This window comes from Klebsiella sp. KPN54798, from assembly GCF_021184225.1.
In the GTDB taxonomy this organism is placed as follows: Bacteria; Pseudomonadota; Gammaproteobacteria; order Enterobacterales; family Enterobacteriaceae; genus Klebsiella; species Klebsiella pneumoniae.
Genome location: NZ_CP089234.1, coordinates 1,032,074 through 1,052,151 on the forward strand (window position 1 = coordinate 1,032,074; position 20,078 = coordinate 1,052,151).

Below are 20,078 nucleotides of genomic sequence, written 5' to 3' on the forward strand. Positions count from 1 at the left end.
CATATCCTTCTCGACGATGAATATCCCCGGCCGGCGGGCCGGGGGCAGGTGCGTTATTATTCGGGCAATCAGAAGTCGACGTTGACGCCCAGCTGCCAGGTGCGGCCCGGCATCACCGCCAGCGCTTTATCGTTGGCGTCCTGGTTGGTGCCGGTCTCGATATTGCGGCTGCTCAGGTAATCCCAGTATTTACGATCGGTGAGGTTGTAGACCCCGCCATTGAGGCGCACGTTTTTCGCCACCTGCCAGTACGCGGTCCAGTCCAGCATGCCGTAGCCCGGCACGCGCATATAGTCGCTGCTGGCATCGGTGATGGCGGATCCGCTGTTGCTGTAGCTTTCGCGGTTGGTGGCGGTCGCCTGTTTCCCTTTGACAAAGGTCGCCGTCAGGGCGGTGCCGTAGCGTTTCGCCGGATCGTCCCACGCCACGCCGACGATGGCTTTCATTGGCGCCACGCTGTCGAGGTCGACGTATTTATCGCCGCTGTAGCTGGATTTCGATTTCCCTTCGCTATAGCCGAGGGCGAGGGTGGCGCTCAGGCCGTCCACCTGCTCAAACCAGGTGCCAAAGTTAAATTTGGTGCTAATCTCACCGCCGTAGATATAGGCTTTATCGCGGTTTTCCGCCTGATAAATGGTGTAGATGTTCGACGGCACATTCGTGAACTGGCCCGGATTGTTGGCGCGGGTATAGCGGGTATAGGCGATAAAGTTCTTATAGCTGTTGTAGAACAGCGCCGTGCGCAGGGTGATGCCTTCGGTAACTTCCCCTTTCAGCCCCCACTCGAGATTATCGCTGGTTTCCGTCTTCAGATCGGTATTGCCGATCAGGGCATACTGCTGGCTGCCGGCGTAGCTGGAGCCGAGGTTCCAGGAGCCATACAGCTGGCTGGCGTTGGGGAACTGCGCCCCGCGCTGGTACTGCAGGTAGGTCATCAGGCGCGGGGTGAGGTCGTACTGGAAGGTCAACGACGGCAGAACCTGGGTATCGCTGTTTTTGCCGTACAGATTCGCCACCGACGATTCGCTCAGCACGCTGCTGTTGGCGGCGAGATCGGACAGATTTTCCGGCTTAGTCGATTGATGCACCACGCGCACGCCGGGAATAACGGCGAAGTTGTGGCTGTCGAGATCGAAGTTGATCTTATCCTGGACAAAGCCGCCGAGGGTGTAGCTGCGGCTGTCTGCCTCCGGCTGCATGATCTCGCTGTAAACGCTGGGGATCGGCGACTGGCTGAACGGCCGCTGGGTTTTGCTGGTGCTGGCGTTGAAACCGGCGCTCAGATCGTGGCGGCCCAGGGTTTTCGCCAGCGCGGTCTGCAGGCCCCAGGTGTCGGTATCGTAGTTAGAGTTCACCGTCTGCATTTTGCGGGTGACGCTGTCCGGCATATAAGTCCAGTCATGGGCTTCGGTATGCTGGTAGTAGATTTTTGTGGAGACGCTGTCGAGGTAGTCGTTCATCGGCGTCCAGTCATCCTTCAGGCTCAGGCCCCAGCGCCGGGTCTGGCTGGTCTGGTTGGCGGTGCCGATGGTGCTGTTGCCGCTGGAGTCCCAGGTATCGTAGTGGGTGTGGTTGGTTTTATGGTAATAGTCGAAGGTGCTGGTCAGCTTGTGCTCATCGTTAGGCTGCCAGATCCCGGAGGCCAGAAAAGCATCGGAGTGCCAGTTCGCCGGGTAGGCGTCGACGGTGCCGCTGTTGTTTTCAGTTTCCTGGCCGTCACGGCGGCTATAGACCAAAATCCCGCGCAGGAACTCATCGCCGCCGGCGACGGTCACCCCGTTGTGCCAGCTGCGATCCGCAGAGTCGTAACCGCTGCGGTAGCCGAAGGCGCTGGTCTTGCCCGGGCGCAGGTAATCATCCGCTGATTTCGGGCGGAAGGAGACATTCCCCCCGATAGCGCTGTTGGCCGTTTCCGTCGAGGTGGCGCCGGACTGGATATCAACGCTGCCGTACATATACGGGTCGATATAATCGCGGCCGATGCCGAAGGTGTTGAGCCCGGCGCGGCCGACGTAGCCGCGGCCGGTGGCGTTGGGTTGCGCGATACCGTCCACGTCGATGCCTACGCGGTTGCTCTCCATACCGCGAATGTTGTAGCCGGTGTAACCTCCGCGGTCGAAGCCGCTTTTGCCGTTGCCGGAGCCGCCGCTGGCCCCGGTGGCGCTGATGAGCGGCTCATAGCGCATGATTGAGCCGAAATCGTTAGCGCCTTTATTCTCCAGCTCCCGGGCGCTGATGCTGTGTTCGCTACCGGCTTTCTGCACCGGCGCGGGGGCGGTGACGGTCATTTGTTCCGAGGTGTCATCCACCGCCTCGCCGCTAACGGCGGAAGTATCTGCTGCGATGGCAGAAGTCTGATAAATTGCTGCAAACAAAGAGGTCACCAGCAGGCGTTTTTTACACCATGCTGCTGACGGAGTCGATTTGTACATAGTCGCCACGCCTTGATCGTTATTAGTATCGGCTCACGCGTTACTTCCAGAGTTGCAGGTTGCTCCGTCTTTTCCGTTGCGGATAGGGTCTTACTCCATTTGTTGATTGCGAATGGTAATGATAGGTATTATCGTTTGCAACAAAATAATCATGTGTTCTTCATTTAAACTGCACTTTGTTTACAATTTGCCCTTTCAGACTTAGCGAGACGACGATGAACTCAAAAGCGGCCATCACCATCACCTACTGTTCCCAGTGCAACTGGATGCTGCGCGCCAGCTGGATGGCGCAGGAGCTGTTACATACCTTCAGCACCGACATCGCCTCGGTGACGCTGGTGCCGGGGACCGGCGGGATCTTCACGATCGATGTCGACGGTCAGCAGATCTGGGAGCGCAAGCAGGATGGCGGTTTTCCGGATGCGGCCGAGCTGAAACGCCGGGTGCGCGATGTCTGCTTCCCGGAGAAGCCGCTGGGCCATGTGGATAAAGGTGACCAGAAGGGGTGACAACCCCCTCCGGACGACAAGCGCCCGGAGGAGAAGCCGTTAGCGGGCTAACTGCACGTCAACCAGCACGCTCTGTCGGCGGGTGCGTATGAGGGATACCGCTTCTTCCAGCACGCCGGGGAGATCTTCGGCCCGGGAAACCGACAGGGCCGCCGCGCGGCTGGAGGCGGCGATCGCGGCGAAATCCGGCGAGGTGGTAAAGGCGGTGGCCGGAATGGTTTCCGCGCGGGCCGCGTAGCCGTCCGGGTAGAGCGCTTTGGTGCCGCCCGCGACGGCGCCCCATCCGCCGTTATTTCCGACCACGACGAGGACAGGAAGCTTCATTACCTCCGCAATATGGTGGCAGACCGCAGGGTTGGCGAACAGGTACGACCCGTCGCCGACGGCGGCAATAATCAGCTCTTCCCGGCGCGCAAGCTGCAGCCCCAGCGCGATGGGCAGGGCTTCGCCCAGGCCGCCGGCCAGCGCTTCCTGGTAATAGCTCTCGGCATGGGTCAGTCCGGCAAACTGCGGCAGCGTGGTCAGTTCAGAAACGATCCGGCCGCGGTGTTGATTAGCCAGATGGCCGAGGCAGTAGCTGAGCCAGGGTTTGGTAATGGCCCCGGTCTGGCTGGCATGGAGAAGCGCGTCGCGCTGGTTTTTCTGTTGCTGGATGCGGCTCTGCGTATATGCCGCCCGCTCCGCCACATGCTGCTGGCGGGCGGCCTGCAGCGGGCGCAGCGCCTCTTCCAGCAGGCTGAAGACTTCATCGGTCTCGCCCGCCAGGTTGATGTCCGCGCGATAGCCGCGCACCGGGTAGCGGGAGAAGAGCGGATCGGGCCCCATCTGGATCACGGTGCAGTCCTGGCGACAGTCGCCCTCGGCGATCATCCATGGTGCCTGCGAGTCGACCACCAGAATCACATCGGCGTCAGCGAGCCAGACGCTGGGATCAGCCCCGGCGAGCAGGGGATTATCGGCGCTCAGGGTAACCTCGGTGCCCCAGTATTCCACCAGAGGGATCGCCCATTCGCGCACCAGACTATCGAGGCGCGCAAAGCCTTCCGCCGTTCGGGCGCCGCGCTGGGCGAAGATGACCGGGTGTCTGGCGCAGGCGATTGCCTCGGCTGCACGGGCGATATCTTCCCGGACTGGCGCATAGCGGACCGGCTGCTGCGAAGGGCCAGCCTGCAGCGCGGCCTCATCGACGGCAAAGGTTTCGCACAGTGGCTCACGCGGTAAGCTCAGGTAGACCGGCCCTTTCGGCAGGGAGCTAGCGATCGCCCAGGCCCGGTCAACATGCTCGCCGATCTGATCGGCCAGCCGCAGTTCAAAATCCCACTTCACGGATTCACGGATCAGCGCCGCCTGGTCGCGCATCTCCTGGCCGTAGCCAATCGGCGTATTACGGCAGCCGAAGTGGGAATGTTCGCTTATCGGCGTGCGGCCGCCAAAAATCAGCACCGGAATATTGCTGTTCGCCAGATTGATGACGCCGCAGGCGGCGTTGGCTAGCCCGACGTTGGTGTGAACCATCACCGCCTGCACCTTGCCGGTGCCGAGGTAATAGCCATGGGCCATGCCGATGGCGGCGTTTTCATGCGGGCAGATCACTAACTCCGGTACCTTTTGCCCGGTCGCCCGGGCCTTTGCCCAGGCTTCAATGACTGGAGGATAATCGGTGCCCGAGTTGATAAAAATATACGCCACGTCCAGCGCCTGTAGCCGATGCAGTAACAGTTCAGCAGCCGATAATGTGATAGAGGCCATATTCTCTCCGTATTCACGCGGTGTAATCGCGGTAATTAAAAGGTTAAGAAAATAAATCCGCCCATCGTAATGATGGAGGCAATAATACTCAGCGCCATCGTCGAGGCCATTTCCTGCTCGCCGGTTTTATACTGCATAGCAATAATTATCGCGATGGAGCCTACCGGGATAGCCATCGTCAATACGACTTCCTTTATTTGCTCCATGCTGAAGCCCATTTTTAATAAAATGAGATAGCAGGCGCCGGGGACCAGAATATTGCGGGCGATAACGGTGATAATGGTAGCGGTGGTGATAACAATGCTGCGCGTATAGAGCACGATCCCGGCGGCAAACAGCGCCAGCCCGCCAGAGGCTTTGCCCAGCAGACCCAGCGACATCGAGATAGTCTGCGGAATATGGATATCCGCCAGCACGATGATCAGGGCGATCACCGGCGACCAGACCACGGGTTGTTTAATGGCGTTCACCACCCGTGCGCCAAAGGAAATATGCTGGCTCTTATCGCCGGTGGCGACCGACATCAGTATCATCACCAGCGGCAGCTGGAAGACGTTTTGCGTGATGCTGGACACGGTGATCAGCGACGCGCTGACGGTGCCAAATAAAAAGGCCAGCACTGAGGTGCCGATAAACGGGACTGCCGGCGAGCCGATGGCCAGCGCCTGCAGCGTACTGAGGGCGAGGTCGCGTCGAAACAGATAGCGGGCGACCAGTAAGGGAATGACGAAGCTGAGAATCAGCGCCAGGATGATAGCCACGGCGACCGGGCCCATGGTCATGACGATGTGTCGCGGCGTCATCACCATATTGCTGAAAATACTTAGCGGCAATGCGTAGAGCATCACAATTTTATTGATGTCTCCTGCCTGCTGCCAGTTAAAGTCTTTTCGTTTACCGCTAATATAGCCGATGATGACGGTAATGATGACCGGTAATATAGCGCCTGAAATTAATAGAATATTGTTCTGTGTCATGGTGATATATTCTCATTATAAATTATCTTCGGATCAGAAATGTGTTTTGCCGTGGGTGGTGAGATAAATAAATCCTTTTGAAGTATGCGTTCCGGTGATTTTTGAGCGTATTGATAGCGATATTTATTCGCTAAAAAAGGGCGCAGGGGAAATGCAAAAACCGTTTATTCAATGAGTAAATATCATGCCAATGAAATTTAAGCAGATTCAGGCATTTATTACCGTCGCCCGCGAAGGCAATATGACCCTGGCCGCAGAGAAAATGGGGATCACCCAGTCGGGACTGAGCCGACTGCTATTGAGCCTGGAAGCGGACCTGAGCGCATCCTTATTCGAACGACATAAGCACGGCATGGCGTTGAGCGAATATGGCAGCGCCTTTTTACCCTACGCGCTGACGATGCTGAATACCGAACAAAAGGCGCGCGAGGAAATTGAGCTCATCCGCGGCGCCGGGAAAGGCATTCTGCGGATTGGCTGCGTTTCCAGTCTGCTGACCAGCCATTTCATCGATAAGCTGGCGGCTTTCCATCAGCGCCACCCCCAGATCCATCTGCGGATCGTCGACCGCATTGACTCCGAGCTATATAAGCTGTTGCTGATGCACGACATCGATATCGCCCTCTGCGGCCCCTTACCGCATGATGAGAAAATCGTGGTGCGGGGCAAAATTAACTGGCAGGACCGGATCTGCATCGTCGCCAGGCAGCACCACCCGCTGCATCAGGCGGCGGACGTCACCCTGGAGGCGATGCTGGACTATCCGTGGATTATGCCGCCGCCGTCTAGTACGCCAATGAACATCCTGGCGGATATCTTTCGCGCCCGGCAGTTGCCCTGTCCGCAGCCGGTTATTGAGTGCGCCTCATCCTCAGCCATTAAGGCCTTTCTGTGCGAGAGCGATCTGTTAACGTCGATGCCGGCCCCGGTTTACCGACACGAAGAAGCGCTTGGCCTGCTGCGCCCGTTTGAGCTCGAGGGCAGCGTTTTTATCCGGGATTTCTATGCCTACAGCCATTTCGGGGTTCTGTCCGGGGCAGCCCTGCAGTTGATTCAGCATCTGAAGCAGTGAGTCTGGTCGGGTATGGATATTAAGGTGTATGATAAATGCATCTTAAAAAAGACGAAAGGCGGGGAGATGGGGAAGCGTATCGAACGGGAAAAAATGACGATTCAGCGGATGATTGCCCTCTACCAGCGGCGCTGTCCCGAGGCGCAGGCCGATAATGCGCACTATCAGGCGCTGAACGCCTACGCTGACATGCGCCTTGATAAGTGCGTGTTTGGCGAGAACAAACCGGCCTGCAAGCAGTGTCCGGTGCACTGCTACCAGCCGGCGAAGCGCGAGGAGATGAAGCAGATTATGCGCTGGGCCGGGCCGCGGATGCTCTGGCGCCACCCGATCCTCACTGTTCGCCATCTGCTGGACGACAGGCGCCCGGTGCCGCCGCTGCCGGAAAAATATCGACCGAAAAAGTAGCGGCTTTCCCTGGTCAGCGCTGCGCAGCCGGGCGACAAGTCGTGCTCTTGTAGCCCCGGCAAGGCGTTAGCCGCCACCGGGGATAATTGCTGAAGTTTTCTGTTTCTGACTATCGCGGATCGTGCTTGCGACAAAGGCGACTACAAACAGCGCGGTAAACAGCACCACGATAGTCGGCGCTGGCGCGCTGTCGAGATAAAACGCCAGCCACACCCCTCCCGCCGAGCAGCCGATGGCCACCGCTACCGCCAGCAGCAGGGCGTGGATAAAGCGTCTCACCAGCAGAAGCGCGATCGCCCCGGGGGCAATCAGCAGCGAAATCGACAGAATAATCCCCACCGACTGCAGCGTCGCGACGATGGTCAGGGCGATCATGCACAGCAGGCCGTAGTGCAGCAGTCCGCCGCGCAGGCCGCTGGCTTTAGCCTGCGTTGGATCGAAGGCGTGCAGCAAAAAATCCCGCCATTTGAGACCGATAATCAACGCAATCACCAGTGCGATCGCCGTCGTTTGCCCAATATCGCGGAGGGATATTCCCAGCATATCGCCGAACAGGATATGGTCGAGATGAACATCGGACTGGATCGCTACGTACAGCACCAGTCCGGCGCCAAACATGCCGGAGAAGACAATCCCCATGATGGTATCGCGCTTGAGTCGGCTGTTATCGTCGAGAAAACCGGTCGTCACGGCGCACAGCAGACCGGCGATAAACGCGCCGATGGCGAAGGGGATGCCGATAATGTAGGCCAGCACCACGCCCGGAAAGACCGCGTGGCTCATGGCGTCGCCCATCAGCGCCCAGCCTTTGAGCACCAGAAACACCGACAGCAGCGCGCAGGGAATGGCGACGACGATCGATATCGCTATCGCATTGACCATAAAAGGAAACTGGAACGGGGCCAGGAACAGGTTCAGCATGCGGCCTCCCTGGCGCGGCGGCGGCTGGGCAGCAGGCCGTGCTTCGGCGCGAAGATAAAGGTGATGAGGAACAGCAGCGTTTGCGCGACCACGATAATGCCGCCGGTGGCGCCGTCGAGATAGTAGCTGAGCCAGGCGCCGAAGAAACTGGTCAGGCTGCCGATAGACACGGCGATAGCCAGCAGGCGCGGGAAGCGATCGGTTAACAGCCACGCGGTAGCCCCGGGAGTGACCACCAGGCAGATGACCAGAAAGGCGCCGACGGTCTGCAGCGCCGCCACGGTGCAGGCGGCCAGCAGGGTAAAGAACAGCAGCTTCAGGCCGCGGGTGTTCAGGCCAATCGAGCGGGCATGGTGTTCATCAAAGAAGGTCACCATCAGGTCTTTCCATTTCAGCAGCAGAATCGCCATTGAGATAAAGCCGATCGCCGCCAGCTGGATAATATCCTCCGGGGCGATGGCCAGAATATTGCCGAGGATAATGGTCTGAATATTCACCGACGTCGGATTCAGCGACACCATAAACAGCCCGATCCCGAAGAAGGAGGAGAAGATCAGCCCGATAATGGCATCCTCTTTTAGCCGCGAGCGCTGTTGCAAAAACAGCATGCTGCCCGCCGCCAGACCGCCGGAGAGAAATGCGCCGAGCGCGAAAGGCAGGCCGAGCATATAGGCCCCGGCGACGCCGGGTACAATCGAGTGGGAGAGGGCGTCGCCAATCAGCGACCAGCCTTTGAGCATCAGGTAGCAGGAGAGAAACGCACAGACGCCGCCCACCAGCGCCGACACCCACATCGCATTGAGCATATAGTGATAGCCAAACGGCTCCAGCAGCCAGCTCATCGTGGGCCTCCCGCCGCGCGCCGGCTGATAAACGGCCGCTCGTCATCGGTGATAACCTGCGCTTCCCCGCCGGTGAGCGCGACGTGGCGCAGCACGCCGCTGAAAGCCCGCTCCAGATTCTCGGCAGTGAAGGTGGTTTCTGTCGGGCCGCTGGCCAGCACGGTGCCTTTCACCATCACCGTATAATCACAAAATTCACTAACTGACCCGAGGTTGTGGGTGGAGACCAGCATGGTACAGCCCTCATCGCGGAGCTCGCGCAGCAGGCTGATGATCCGCGCTTCGGTCTGCACATCGACGCCGGTGAAAGGTTCATCCAGCAGGATCACCTGACCCTGCTGAGCGATGGCGCGGGCAAGAAAGACGCGCTTTTTCTGCCCGCCGGAGAGCTCGCCAATCTGCCGATGGCGGAACTCGCTCATGCCCACGCGGGCCAGCGCGGCATCGACAATCTCGCGATCGCGCGGCTTTGCCCGCCGCAGCCAGCCCATATGGCCGTAGCGGCCCATCATCACCACATCCTCCACCAGCACCGGGAAGGACCAGTCCACCTCTTCCGACTGCGGGACATAGGCGACCAGGTTTTGGCGCAGTGCGCGGTTGACCGGCTGGCCGAGTATGGCGATCTCGCCGTGGCCGACGCGCACAAAGCCCATCAGCGCTTTAAACAGCGTGGATTTACCCGAGCCGTTAACGCCTACCAGCGCGGCAATGGAGCCGCGCGGCACGCTGAACGAGGCGTCGCGCAGGGCAGTGTGGCCGTTGCGCCAGGTGACGGTGAGCTGGTTGACATACAGTCCCGCTTGCGCTGCATTCATGGCTGCTTCCTCATCCCGTCCTGGATACCGTTGACGATGGTTTCGGTGGTGACGCGCAGCAGGTCGAGCCAGGTCGGCACCGGGCCGTCGGCGGCGCTCAGCGAATCGACATACAGCACGCCGCCGTAGTGGGCCCCGGCTTCCCGCGCCACCTGACGCGCCGGTTTATCGGAGATGGTGCTTTCGCTGAAGATGGTCGGGATGCGTTCTTTCTTCATGGTGTCGATAACCTTGCGCACCTGTTGCGGGGTGCCCTGCTGGTCGGCATTGATCGGCCACAGATACAGTTCGCGCAGGCCATAGTCGCGGGCCAGATAGGAGAAGGCTCCCTCGCTGGTGACCAGCCAGCGCTTATCCGCCGGCAGCTGCGCCAGTCTGGCCTGCAGCGGCGCCATCGTCTGACGGATCTTCTCTTTGTAGGCCTCGGCGTTACGGCGATAGGTGTCGGCGTGAGGCGGATCGTACTTCACCAGCGCATCGCGAATGTTATCGACATAGATCAGGGCGTTATCTGCCGACATCCAGGCATGGGGATTGGGCTTCCCGCTATAGGGGCCCGCGCTGATGCCCATCGGCTGGATCCCCTCGCTGACCACCACCTCCGGAACGCCCTGTAAGTGCTGATAAAAACGGGCAAACCACCGTTCGAGATTAAGCCCATTGCTGAGGATCAGCTGCGCCCCCTGCGCGCGTTTGATATCGCCGGGCGTGGGCTGGTAATCATGGATCTCCGCGCCCGGTTTAGTAATGGAGCTCACGTCGGCGGCGTCGCCGGCCACGTTCTGCGCCATATCGGCGATAACCGTGAAGGTGGTGATAACCCTGAATTTCTCCTGCGCGGTGGCCGGCGTCGCGGCCAGCAGAGCCAGCGCGCTGGCCAGCAGCAATGATTTCAGCGGTGTCAGGTGTAGCATAGGATCCCTCGCAATGGTGTGGTTAATTTCCCAGCGTTTATAGCCATTGCTATGTTATATAGCACAAGCTATTTATAAATGAAAATAATTCTTATTTGCATGCGTGGGTAATAATGAGCCGGGAAACGAAAGCGCGAAAAGGGGAGGTAAGTCTGGCCCGGCGCCAACCGGGCGAAGATCAAGAAATATCGGCGACCGACTGGCGCGGGATCAGGCGGCCAGCCAGCGAGCGGCCCTCGGTGGCGAAGGTTGGCCGGTCGTCAATCAGGCTGCGAATACGCTGAATACAGTTATCCAGCAGCGCCTCCAGTGGCCAGGAGATGCAGGTCAGCGGCGGGTAGAGCAGCGAGGCGAGCGGGGAATCCTCAAGGCTCAGCAGGGAGACCTCCTGCGGGACGGCGATGGTGAATTCGCGCAGCAGACGCATCGCCTCAGCCGCGTAGCGGTCGCGTTTAACGATAATGACTGAGTATTTACTGAAGCTGTTAATTAAGGTCAGCAGCGCCTGCTCGACGTCATCGTTGGCCGTCAGCACCAGCTGACGGTTAAAAGGAATGGAGTAGTTCTGCAGGACGTTGCGGTAGCCTTCCAGCATCTGACGGCTGGCATCGTCGCTATCGCTGTCCACCAGCAGGGCGATGTTGCGGTGTCCCTTGCCAATCACATAGCGGCAGGCGCTTTCGGTGGCAAAGGCGAAGTCATAGCCCTGGCTGTTGCTCCCGGCGACGCCGAAGCGGTCAAAGGCGATAACGTTGCGCGGCGCGTCGGCGGCAACGGCGCCCAGCACCACCACCGCCACGCACTGGCGCTGCAGATCGTCGATTACCGCCGCCTGCTCTACCGGGTCGCTGACGTACTGGACCAGCAGGCTTTTATTCAGCCCTTTCAGCGCCTGAGAGAGCAGCGGCAGCAGACGTGCGCCGTGGCTTTCGTCCTGCGCGGAAATCACCAGACCAACGTGGCTGGATGTCTGACTGGCGAGGTTTTGCGCGGCAAAGCTCGGGCGATAGTTGAGTTCTTCAACGGCCCGCAGCACAGCTTCCCGGCTCTCTTCGCGCACGCCCCGGGTGCCGGTCAGCACGCGGGATACCGTCGCTCTTGAGACATTCGCTAATCTTGAAACATCATCAATCGTTGGCATGGCTTTTTCTGTCTGAACATTTTCGCCTAGCTTAACATACCTGCTGAAAAAAGTGTCTACCGCTGCCCTTGCGCGACGCCGGGAAGCCGGGGCAGCCAGGCCGCGCCGCGCACGCCGCTGGCGTCGCCGAAACGGGCCGGTTTGATCTGCGTGCGGCAGGTGTCGGAGAAGATCCACGGCACGATGGCGGCAGGCAGATCGCGATAGATCTGGCTGACGTTGGACAGACCGCCGCCCAGCACAATCACCTGCGGGTCGAGAATATTGATCACCGACGCCAGGCTGCGGGCAAAGGCATCGATAAAGTGTCGCCAGTGGGCCAGCGCGCGCGGATCGCCGTTTTGCGCCGCGGCGACAATGGCTTCCGCACGGGCTTGTTCCCCATAGCGGCGGGCGAAGCCGGTGCCGGAGAGAAAGCTTTCGATGCAGTTCGTTTTGCCGCAGTAGCAGGGCTGCGGCGGGCCATCGCGCTCAGGAGTATAGCCCGGCAGCGGATTATGCCCCCACTCCCCGGCGATAGCGTTGGGGCCGCTGAGCAGCTGTTGATGAACGGCGATCCCGCCGCCGCAGCCGGTACCGATAATCACCCCGAAGACGGTGGTAGCTCCGGCGCCGGCGCCATCCACCGCCTCCGAAAGAGTGAAGCAGTCGGCATCGTTTGCCATCCACACCGGCTGGCCAAGCTGCTGCATGATATCCCGGCGCAGATCGTGACCGTTGAGCACCAGGCAGTTGCAGTTTTTAATGCGTCCGCTTTGCGGATCGATAGCCCCGGGCAGGCCGATCCCCAGGGTGAACGGCTGCGGGCTGACCGCGCGAATATCGGCAATCAGGGTCAGCAGCTGACGCATAAAGGCGTCATAGCTCTCTTTGTGGGTCGGCCGGCGCAGGCGCTGGACGCATTCGCCCGCCGGGTCCAGCAGTACGGCTTCCATTTTGGTGCCGCCAATATCTATTCCAAGATGTAACATAGTGACCTCGGGGAATCAGGCCCGGCCAGCGCGTCTGGCCGGGCAAGGCGCTAGGCGTGAAGCGGCTGCGCGCGGTAAATCGCAATCAGTTCGGCAATCAGCTCTTTCGCCAGAATGGATGTCATCAGGTGATCCTGAGCATGGACCATTACCAGCGTCATTTTGGTTTTTCCCTCGCCTTCGTCAGCTTCGATAAGCTGGGTCTGTACAAGGTGAGCTTCGCGGGAATAGTGCGCCGCTTCCTGCATTTTGGCGTCGGCGGTGGCGAAATCACCCGCTTTAGCGGCGTGCAGCGCTTCGTAGCACAGGCTACGTGACTGGCCGGCATTGATGATGATCCCCATCACCTGTTCTTCTAATTCCATGATTATCCTCTGAATCGTTAGCGTTAAGCGGTTTGCGCCGCGTTGTCAGCCTGGCCGACGGCGTTTTCACGTTCCTGGGCCAGCAGCTGTTTTTCGTAAGCTTTGAGAAATGGCAGGTACATCACCATGGCGGTAGCCATACAAATGAGGCACAGGATCACCGGGCTAAAGCTCCAGTTCGCCGCCCACGAGGCGCCGATAGGCGCCGGCGTTGTCCACGGCGTCATCGACACTACGCGGCTGACCAGGTCCAGCTTCAGCGCGAAGTACGCCAGGGTCGCGTTGACCATCGGCACCAGCACGAACGGCAGGAAAAACAGCGGGTTCATGATGATCGGCGCGCCAAACAGAATCGGTTCGTTGATGTTAAATACGCCCGGCACGACCCCCATCCGGCCGATCGTCCGCAGATGCACGGCCTTGCTGCGCAGCAGCATCAGCGCCAGCGGCAGGGTGGAGCCGACGCCGCCGATCAGCAGATAGTGATCCCAGAAGCCCTGGACATAGATGTGCGGGATAGCGGTACCTGCCGCCATGGCCGCCTGATTGACCGACAGGTTGGCCATCCAGAACGGGTTCATGATCCCGGTGACGATCAGCGCGCCGTGGATCCCGGCGAACCACAGCACCTGACAGACCAGCACCGACAGCAGGATCGCCGGCAGCGTATCGGAAGCCGCGACCAGCGGCTTCACCAGCGACATGATCGCTTCCGGAATGATCATCCCCAGCTGGGCTTCGATAAACAGGTTCAGCGGATGCAGCGTCAGAATGATCGCCAGCACCGGGATCAGGATTTCAAACGAGCGCGCCACCCCGGCAGGCACTTCCGGCGGCAGGCGAATGGTGATGTTATGCCGTTTGAGGAAGGCGTACAGCTCGGTGGAATAGATGGCCACCAGAATGGCGGTAAAGATCCCCTGACCGGAGAAGTAGGCAGTAGAGATCTGGCCATCTTTCAGCGGCGCGGCTACCAGCAGAAACGACATCAGCGACAGCATCCCGGCGGTCAGCGAGTCCAGATGATGGTGTTTGGCGAGGCTGGCGGCGATCCCGACGGCGATAAACAGGGTCATCACCCCCATGCTGAAGTTGAACGGCAGCATCAGCGCATCGCGATGATCGAGCGAAAATTGCAGCCAGGCGCGGGCAAACCCCCACGTCGTATCCGGAGAAAACGGCGGGAAGATAAACACCAACAGGAACGAGCCGACGATCATAAAGGGCAGGGCAGTGATAAAGCCATCGCGGATCGAGGTGACATATTTTTGCTGGCCGATCGCGCCGGCCATAGGCGTGATCTGCCGTTCGATCACGTCGATCAGTTTAGCGTACAGAGAGCTCATGATCTTTCCTTAGTTCTTGTTTTCGATAAGGGAAAGGGCGAAATCAAGGACCGCGGCGCCTTTTTGCATGCCGTAGTCCATCATATTGATGGGTTCGACGCGGATACCGTATTTATCCGCCTGTTTTTGCAGGTCCTGCTGCATGTATTTCACCTGCGGCCCCAGCAGCACCACCTGATAATGGCCAACCTGTTCGGCGAACTCCGCTACGCCATAGGCGTTGATCTCTACCGGCAGGCCCCGCTGTTCGGCTTCCGCAATCATTTTTTTCATCAGCAGGCTGGTGGACATGCCTGCCGAACAACACAACATAATTTTTTTCATAATTACCGCTCCTGATGAGGTTGGATGAGCGGACTATAGTCAAAATGGATGCATTGCGGAAAGCGCTTTCCGTTTGTGGATTTATTAATTGTGACCATGATCACCTATGGCAGGCTTTCACTTTCCGGTGTTGTGGGCGATCATCCCGGCGAGACAACCATTCGCAAAGGTAGGAGTATGAACATTCAGTTAATGAATGTGGCCGTGGACATCATCGAGCAGCGGCTGGCGCCGCTGGCGAACGTTCTGACGCGCAACAACCACATTACGGCGATGCGCGATAGCTTTGCGCTGGCTATGCCCTTTGTGATTGTTGGCAGCCTGTTAGTTCCCATTTTGTTTCCGCCCGTTTCCATCGACGGCGCCTCGCGTTTCGGCCAGGTCTATTTGCTGCTGCGGCCTATCCTGCTGCCGACCTTTCAGCTAACTATTGGCCTGGTGGCGCTGATTGTCGCCTTCGGCGCCAGCGCCAGTCTCGCCAAGCAGTACCGTCTGCCGGAACGGCTCTGCGGTTTAACCGGGTGTCTGGCTTTTCTGCTGTTTATCGGCTTTCGCGAGACTGCGGTGAGCAATGTTTATCTCGGCGGTATGGGGATATTTACCGCCCTGATATCCAGCACCTATTCCATTGAGTTAATTCGCTTTTTCTACAAAAAAGGCTGGTGCATTCGCTTGCCTGATGAAGTGCCGCTGATGACCCGCAATGGCTTTCAACTGCTGATCCCGCTGCTGGTGGTGATGCTGTCGATAAGCGTGATGAATGCCATACTGCTGCAGACCACCGGACGCATCGTACCGGAGTTGATCAGCGAAGCGGTGCGGCCGCTGGTGCTGGCGTCCGACACGCTGATGGCGGTACTTATCTCTTTATTTATCTGTAACTTACTCTGGTTTATCGGTATCCACGGCGCGCTGATCATCACCGGGATCATGAACCCCTTCTGGATGACCTATCTGTTTGAAAATCAGCAGGCGCTGGCGGCGGGTTCGCCAACGCTGCCGCATATTTATCTGCAGGGGTTCTGGGATTTTTACCTGCTGATCGGCGGTATTGGCTCCACTTTGCCGCTGGTGCTGATGGCGATGCGCAGCCGCTCGCGGCAGCTGAAAAGCGTGGCCAAGATTGGCCTGCTGCCGTCGCTGTTTAATATCAACGAGCCGATACTGTTTGGTTTTCCGGTGATCATGAACCCGGTTTTTTTACTGCCGTTTCTCTTTGTTCCCCTGATAAACGCCTGTATCGCATGGTATTTAACTCAGCTGGGTATTCTCGATCGCGCGGTGGCGATGCTGCCATGGTCGATGCCTTCCCCGCTGGGGGCGGCATGGTCGGCGAACGGCAGCTGGAAAAATTTGTGCATGAGCCTGTTCGCGATGTTTAACGCCTGGATGCTCTATCGCCCCTTCTTCAAAGTGTACGAACGCCAGCTCGCGGAAACCGAACGCTGACCCCCTCGCCGTCGGCGGCTTATCCCCCGGCGGCACCTGCTCATCTGCTCCTCCTTCCGCTCCACTGCCGGCTCCCGGCGGCATTCTTGTAATTTTATGTGATCAGTCTCACGAATATATTCGCCGCAGAGCTAATTTTGTGAACCAGATAGGCAATTATGGAAAGCGCTTTCCGTAAGTGGATGTACATTTCCGTTTTTGATCCGTAAATTTCCCCTCCGTTATCGGTTCGTGTTAACAAACATAACGTGGGAAAAAAATAATGATAAAGCTGAAACACTCAATACCTCTGGCTCTCCTCTCGCTGGCAGGGGCCAGCAGCCCGGCCTGCGCCGATCCGAAGTATGATTTTGCGCTGCATGGCTATATCCGCTCCGGGATCCTGGCGAACTCCGATGGCAACCGCGCGGACTCCGTCGGCCTGATGCCGGACGGCAAGTGGCGACTGGGCAACGAAGAAGACACCAAGATCGAACTGATCCCGACCGTGACGCTGACGGCGGACAGCGGCGTGGTGGCGAAAGTGCAGGCCAACCTCACTCACCAGTCGAAATGCACCTCCGACTGGAACTGTCAGGATGACGATGGCCATGACGTACAGTTTCGTGAAGGGTTCGCCGAGCTGAGCAATCTGGATTTTGCGCCAGAGATGACCTTCTGGGCCGGTAAGCGCTATAGCAGCTCCAACACCTCCAGCCATCAGTTCGACTGGGAGTACATTCAGTACAACGGCACCGGCGGCGGCTTCGACAACATGGATCTCGGCTTCGCCCGCTTCGACGCCGGGGTGTACGCCTTTTCACCCACCGATGAAACCAAAGCCTACCCGGTGGATAAGGGAGATCAGGGCTACCCGGATGACTATTCCCTCAACCTGTGGCTGAAAAAGATCGCGGGGACAGGCTTCGATCTGGAGCTGATCGGCCACCACATGAACCGTAACGAAAACCATCCAACTTCCGCCGAGAAGGGCTATGGCGTGACCGGTATTTATAACTTTGACGGCTTCTATGGTCTGACCGGAGGATACTCCCGCCTCGCATTGCAGTACGGGAAAGGGCTGGCGGCGGGTGACTCGCTGGGTAAAAACGGCTGGGGCTGGGCCAACCTGGAAAACACCCAGTCCTGGCGAGTGGTGCTGGATAGCGTGGCCTCGATGGGCGACCTGGAGATCTCGACCTTCGCTTTCTGGCAGAAAGATAAAAACTACCGCTGGTGGACAGAAGATGAAAATGGCTGGGGACGCTCGATGTGGGTCGCTGGTATCCGCCCTTATCATCAGATCACCCGCAACTTTGCCATGCAGTACGAGCTGGGCTACGAATACCTGGATGACAAAAACTACAAAGGAGTAAACGGCAAAGGCAAAGGCGGCCTGACCAAAGTCACCGTTGCGCCAACGCTGACCTTTGACTCCGGTTTCTGGGCGCGTCCGCAGCTGCGCTTCTTCGTCACCTACGCGAAGTGGGATAAAGGTGTCTCCGATGCATTAGACGGTAACTACAACTGGGATACCAATACCATCACCGCCGGCGGGTATTCCCGCAGTGGCTCTACCGACACCGTTAACTTCGGCGTACAGGCCGAGGTCTGGTTCTAAGGAGAGACAACGATGAAGCCGATGAAAAACCTGCTGCTGATGGGGCTGCTGTCCGCGCTGGCGGCCGGCGGGGCGCTGGCCGCCGAGCGCTCGCACTTTACGCACTTTATCACTCGCGACGGCGCCACCCTCAAGGACGGCGACAAGGTGTTTCGTTTCGCCGGGATCCACGCGCCGGAGCTACACCGCATTGAAGACGACGCCCGCGGCCCCTGCAGGGCAGACCCGCGCGGCTGGGGGCAATACTTTAAATGGCCAACGGCCCAGGAGCAGCAAAACTGGATCCAGGCGATGGTGCAAACCGGGGCGAAAGCCCAGCGCGTCTACGTGCTGTCGGTACAGCAGGAATTTGATAAAGCCTGCGGGCGCGAGACCCATATTCTGGCGCCGGAAACGGCGGACGGCATGCCGCGGCTGAATGAGAAAGCCATGCGGGTGTATGACAACATGATTGCCGAAGCGGATAAACAGGGATTGCGTCTGATCCTGCCGTTTATCGACCACTGGTGGTGGTGGGGCGGGCGCGAGCAGCTGGCGGCGTTCTATCATGAAAAAGCGGAAGACTTTTATCGGACCGATAGCAAGACCTTCAAAGCCTATCTGGATGTGATCCGCCAGGTCATCACCCGGACAAATACCGTCACCGGCCGCGCCTATTATGATGAAAAGGCGATCATGGCCTGGGAAACCGGTAACGAGCTGGAGGATACCAACGCCGATTTCCTGCATCAGACCGCGGCGTGGATTAAAAAATGGGCCCCTCATCAGCTGGTGGTAGATGGCACCTATAAGAAAATCAATTCCTTTGCGCTGACCGACCCCAATGTGGATATCGTCAGCAATCACTATTACACCAATGCCGATAATAACCATCCCGGGCAGGTGACGCAGGATCTGCGCGCCGTCGGCGGGCAAAAAGTCTATCTCGTCGGCGAGTTTGGCCTGCTGCCGGCGGATCAACTGAACGCCATTATGCAGTCGATTGTTCACAGCGAGGTCAACGGGGCGCAAGCCGCCGGCGGGCTTATCTGGGGCTTCCGCGGCCATCGTCACGACGGCGGCTTCTACTGGCATAAGGAGTCGACCGGGCACTACAGCTACCACCTGCCGGGGTTTGCCAAAGAAGGCGAAGCGAACCAGGAGCAGGCGGTGGTCGATCTGGTGCGCACCGCCGCGGCGCAGATGGCCGGGCAGCAGACGATGGCGCCGCTGCCGAAGCCGGAGGCGCCTTTGCTACGCGAGACCACCTCGCCCTTCGCGATCAACTGGATGGGAGCCGCGGTGGGACGCAGCTACGATGTCGAACGCGCCGCCTCGCCGACCGGGCCGTGGACGGTGGTGGGCCGGGATATCTCCGATGGCGTTAACGAATGGAATCCGGAAACCATGGTTCTGTTCCGCGACGATTATCGTCAGCTTCAGCTCGGGCATACGTATTACTACCGGGTGACGGCGAAAAACGAGAGCGGTCGTTCGGCTCCTTCCAATGCGATTAGCGTGCAGCATAGCGAGGAGAATCAGCCGCCGGTTGTCACGCTGGAACCGGCCCTAACCACCACGCAGGACCAGGGCGTCGAGCTTACGGCCAGCTGGCAGGACGATGGCCTGCCGTCGCGAGAGGTTAAGGTGGGCTGGCAGCACGCCGGCGATGGCCAGGTGCATTTCTGCCATGCCGATCGGGCTCAAACCCGGGCCTGGTTTACGACGCCAGGCACCTATGCGCTGACGTTCACGGCGGATGATGGGCTGCTGAAAAGCAGCAAAACCGTGACCGTGACGGTGGGCGAGGCGGCGGGGAAAGCGCCAGCGGATTTTTGTCGTTATCACGGCGAAGTTTATGGCGTGGCTGAGGGGCGGCTGACGGTGATGAAGAGTGATAAAGACGCGCTGGCAGTTGGCGAGGACGGCTTCCTTGGCCCATTCGCCAACGAGGGGGATAAGATCGGCTGGCAGGTGCAGGCGCCGTGGAGCGGTCAGTTCCTGCTCAATGTGACCTTCAACGGCAAATGGGGCGGTAAGCAGAACTCGTTTGTCGTCAACGGGGGCGCTCCGCAGGCGGTGGCCTTCCCGCAGACGGATGAGCAGGGCCAGCAGCTGCGGATACCGGTGACGCTTAACGCGGGGACTAATCAGATTGACTTCGGCCGCTTCGCCGGCGACTGGGGCTATATGTTCATTAAATCGATCGAAGTGGTCGCTGAGTAGTACGTTCAGGCTGCGCCAGACGGGCGCAGCCTTTT

General features: G+C 59.0%; 18 protein-coding genes. 6 read left to right on the forward strand and 12 right to left on the reverse strand.

Going from position 1 to position 20,078, the window contains the following annotated elements; genetic code table 11:
- Positions 1-68: 68 nt before the first annotated feature.
- Positions 69-2,432 (reverse strand): TonB-dependent receptor domain-containing protein, encoded by a 2,364-nt coding sequence (locus LPQ25_RS05110; RefSeq protein WP_040215735.1) that lies wholly within the window; start codon positions 2,430-2,432, stop codon positions 69-71.
- Between the two features lie 215 nt (positions 2,433-2,647).
- On the opposite strand from LPQ25_RS05110, the gene LPQ25_RS05115 reads away from it, so the two are divergent.
- Positions 2,648-2,941 (forward strand): Rdx family protein, encoded by a 294-nt coding sequence (locus tag LPQ25_RS05115; protein ID WP_002915045.1) that lies wholly within the window; start codon positions 2,648-2,650, stop codon positions 2,939-2,941.
- 39 nt (positions 2,942-2,980) lie between these two features.
- Here the strand turns inward: LPQ25_RS05115 and LPQ25_RS05120 are convergent, their stop codons facing one another.
- A complete protein-coding gene (locus tag LPQ25_RS05120) occupies positions 2,981-4,690 on the reverse strand; it encodes a thiamine pyrophosphate-requiring protein (protein WP_004185403.1) in 1,710 nt (569 codons plus the stop codon).
- Between the two features lie 35 nt (positions 4,691-4,725).
- The gene (locus tag LPQ25_RS05125) at positions 4,726-5,667 is read right to left on the reverse strand and encodes an AEC family transporter (protein WP_002915041.1); all 942 of its coding nucleotides are present in this window, start codon (positions 5,665-5,667) and stop codon (positions 4,726-4,728) included.
- Positions 5,668-5,851: 184 nt separating this feature from the next.
- Here LPQ25_RS05125 and LPQ25_RS05130 point away from each other — a divergent pair, with 184 nt between their 5' ends.
- Together LPQ25_RS05130 and LPQ25_RS05135 are read left to right on the forward strand one after the other, a co-directional pair.
- On the forward strand, positions 5,852-6,739 hold the full coding sequence (locus tag LPQ25_RS05130) for a LysR family transcriptional regulator (RefSeq protein ID WP_004151056.1): 888 nt from the start codon (positions 5,852-5,854) through the stop codon (positions 6,737-6,739).
- Positions 6,740-6,805: 66 nt separating this feature from the next.
- On the forward strand, positions 6,806-7,147 hold the full coding sequence (locus tag LPQ25_RS05135; protein ID WP_074424915.1) for a nitrous oxide-stimulated promoter family protein: 342 nt from the start codon (positions 6,806-6,808) through the stop codon (positions 7,145-7,147).
- Positions 7,148-7,213: 66 nt separating this feature from the next.
- Here the strand turns inward: LPQ25_RS05135 and LPQ25_RS05140 are convergent, their stop codons facing one another.
- The 9 genes from LPQ25_RS05140 to LPQ25_RS05180 all read right to left on the reverse strand — a co-directional run bounded on the left by LPQ25_RS05140 (position 7,214) and on the right by LPQ25_RS05180 (position 14,789).
- Complete coding sequence (locus LPQ25_RS05140) at positions 7,214-8,068, reverse strand: metal ABC transporter permease (RefSeq protein WP_002915035.1); 855 nt, start codon at positions 8,066-8,068, stop codon at positions 7,214-7,216.
- Positions 8,062-8,910 (reverse strand): iron/manganese ABC transporter permease subunit SitC, encoded by an 849-nt coding sequence (sitC, locus tag LPQ25_RS05145; RefSeq protein WP_014907026.1) that lies wholly within the window; start codon positions 8,908-8,910, stop codon positions 8,062-8,064. Before sitC ends, LPQ25_RS05140 begins: the two co-directional genes overlap by 7 nt.
- On the reverse strand, positions 8,907-9,728 hold the full coding sequence (locus LPQ25_RS05150; RefSeq protein ID WP_004211599.1) for a manganese/iron ABC transporter ATP-binding protein: 822 nt from the start codon (positions 9,726-9,728) through the stop codon (positions 8,907-8,909). The genes sitC and LPQ25_RS05150 overlap by 4 nt, the downstream gene beginning before the upstream one ends.
- Positions 9,725-10,642 (reverse strand): metal ABC transporter substrate-binding protein, encoded by a 918-nt coding sequence (locus tag LPQ25_RS05155; protein WP_004185390.1) that lies wholly within the window; start codon positions 10,640-10,642, stop codon positions 9,725-9,727. Before LPQ25_RS05155 ends, LPQ25_RS05150 begins: the two co-directional genes overlap by 4 nt.
- Positions 10,643-10,820: 178 nt before the next feature.
- On the reverse strand, positions 10,821-11,783 hold the full coding sequence (locus tag LPQ25_RS05160; protein WP_004181055.1) for a LacI family DNA-binding transcriptional regulator: 963 nt from the start codon (positions 11,781-11,783) through the stop codon (positions 10,821-10,823).
- Between the two features lie 56 nt (positions 11,784-11,839).
- Positions 11,840-12,754 (reverse strand): ROK family protein, encoded by a 915-nt coding sequence (locus LPQ25_RS05165; protein WP_014907028.1) that lies wholly within the window; start codon positions 12,752-12,754, stop codon positions 11,840-11,842.
- Positions 12,755-12,804: 50 nt separating this feature from the next.
- Positions 12,805-13,119, reverse strand: coding sequence for a PTS lactose/cellobiose transporter subunit IIA (locus tag LPQ25_RS05170; RefSeq protein WP_002914983.1), 315 nt, complete (start codon positions 13,117-13,119; stop codon positions 12,805-12,807).
- A gap of 23 nt (positions 13,120-13,142) precedes the next feature.
- Positions 13,143-14,465, reverse strand: coding sequence for a PTS cellobiose transporter subunit IIC (locus LPQ25_RS05175; RefSeq protein ID WP_002914981.1), 1,323 nt, complete (start codon positions 14,463-14,465; stop codon positions 13,143-13,145).
- Between the two features lie 9 nt (positions 14,466-14,474).
- On the reverse strand, positions 14,475-14,789 hold the full coding sequence (locus tag LPQ25_RS05180; protein ID WP_002914979.1) for a PTS sugar transporter subunit IIB: 315 nt from the start codon (positions 14,787-14,789) through the stop codon (positions 14,475-14,477).
- Positions 14,790-14,966: 177 nt separating this feature from the next.
- Between LPQ25_RS05180 and LPQ25_RS05185 the strand changes: the two genes are divergently transcribed.
- The 3 genes from LPQ25_RS05185 to LPQ25_RS05195 all read left to right on the forward strand — a co-directional run bounded on the left by LPQ25_RS05185 (position 14,967) and on the right by LPQ25_RS05195 (position 20,043).
- Positions 14,967-16,238 (forward strand): PTS sugar transporter subunit IIC, encoded by a 1,272-nt coding sequence (locus LPQ25_RS05185; RefSeq protein WP_014907029.1) that lies wholly within the window; start codon positions 14,967-14,969, stop codon positions 16,236-16,238.
- A gap of 262 nt (positions 16,239-16,500) precedes the next feature.
- Positions 16,501-17,838: a maltoporin gene (locus LPQ25_RS05190; protein ID WP_002914972.1), complete on the forward strand. Its 1,338-nt coding sequence runs from the start codon at positions 16,501-16,503 to the stop codon at positions 17,836-17,838.
- 12 nt (positions 17,839-17,850) lie between these two features.
- A complete protein-coding gene (locus LPQ25_RS05195; protein ID WP_014907030.1) occupies positions 17,851-20,043 on the forward strand; it encodes a CBM35 domain-containing protein in 2,193 nt (730 codons plus the stop codon).
- Positions 20,044-20,078: the final 35 nt, after the last annotated feature.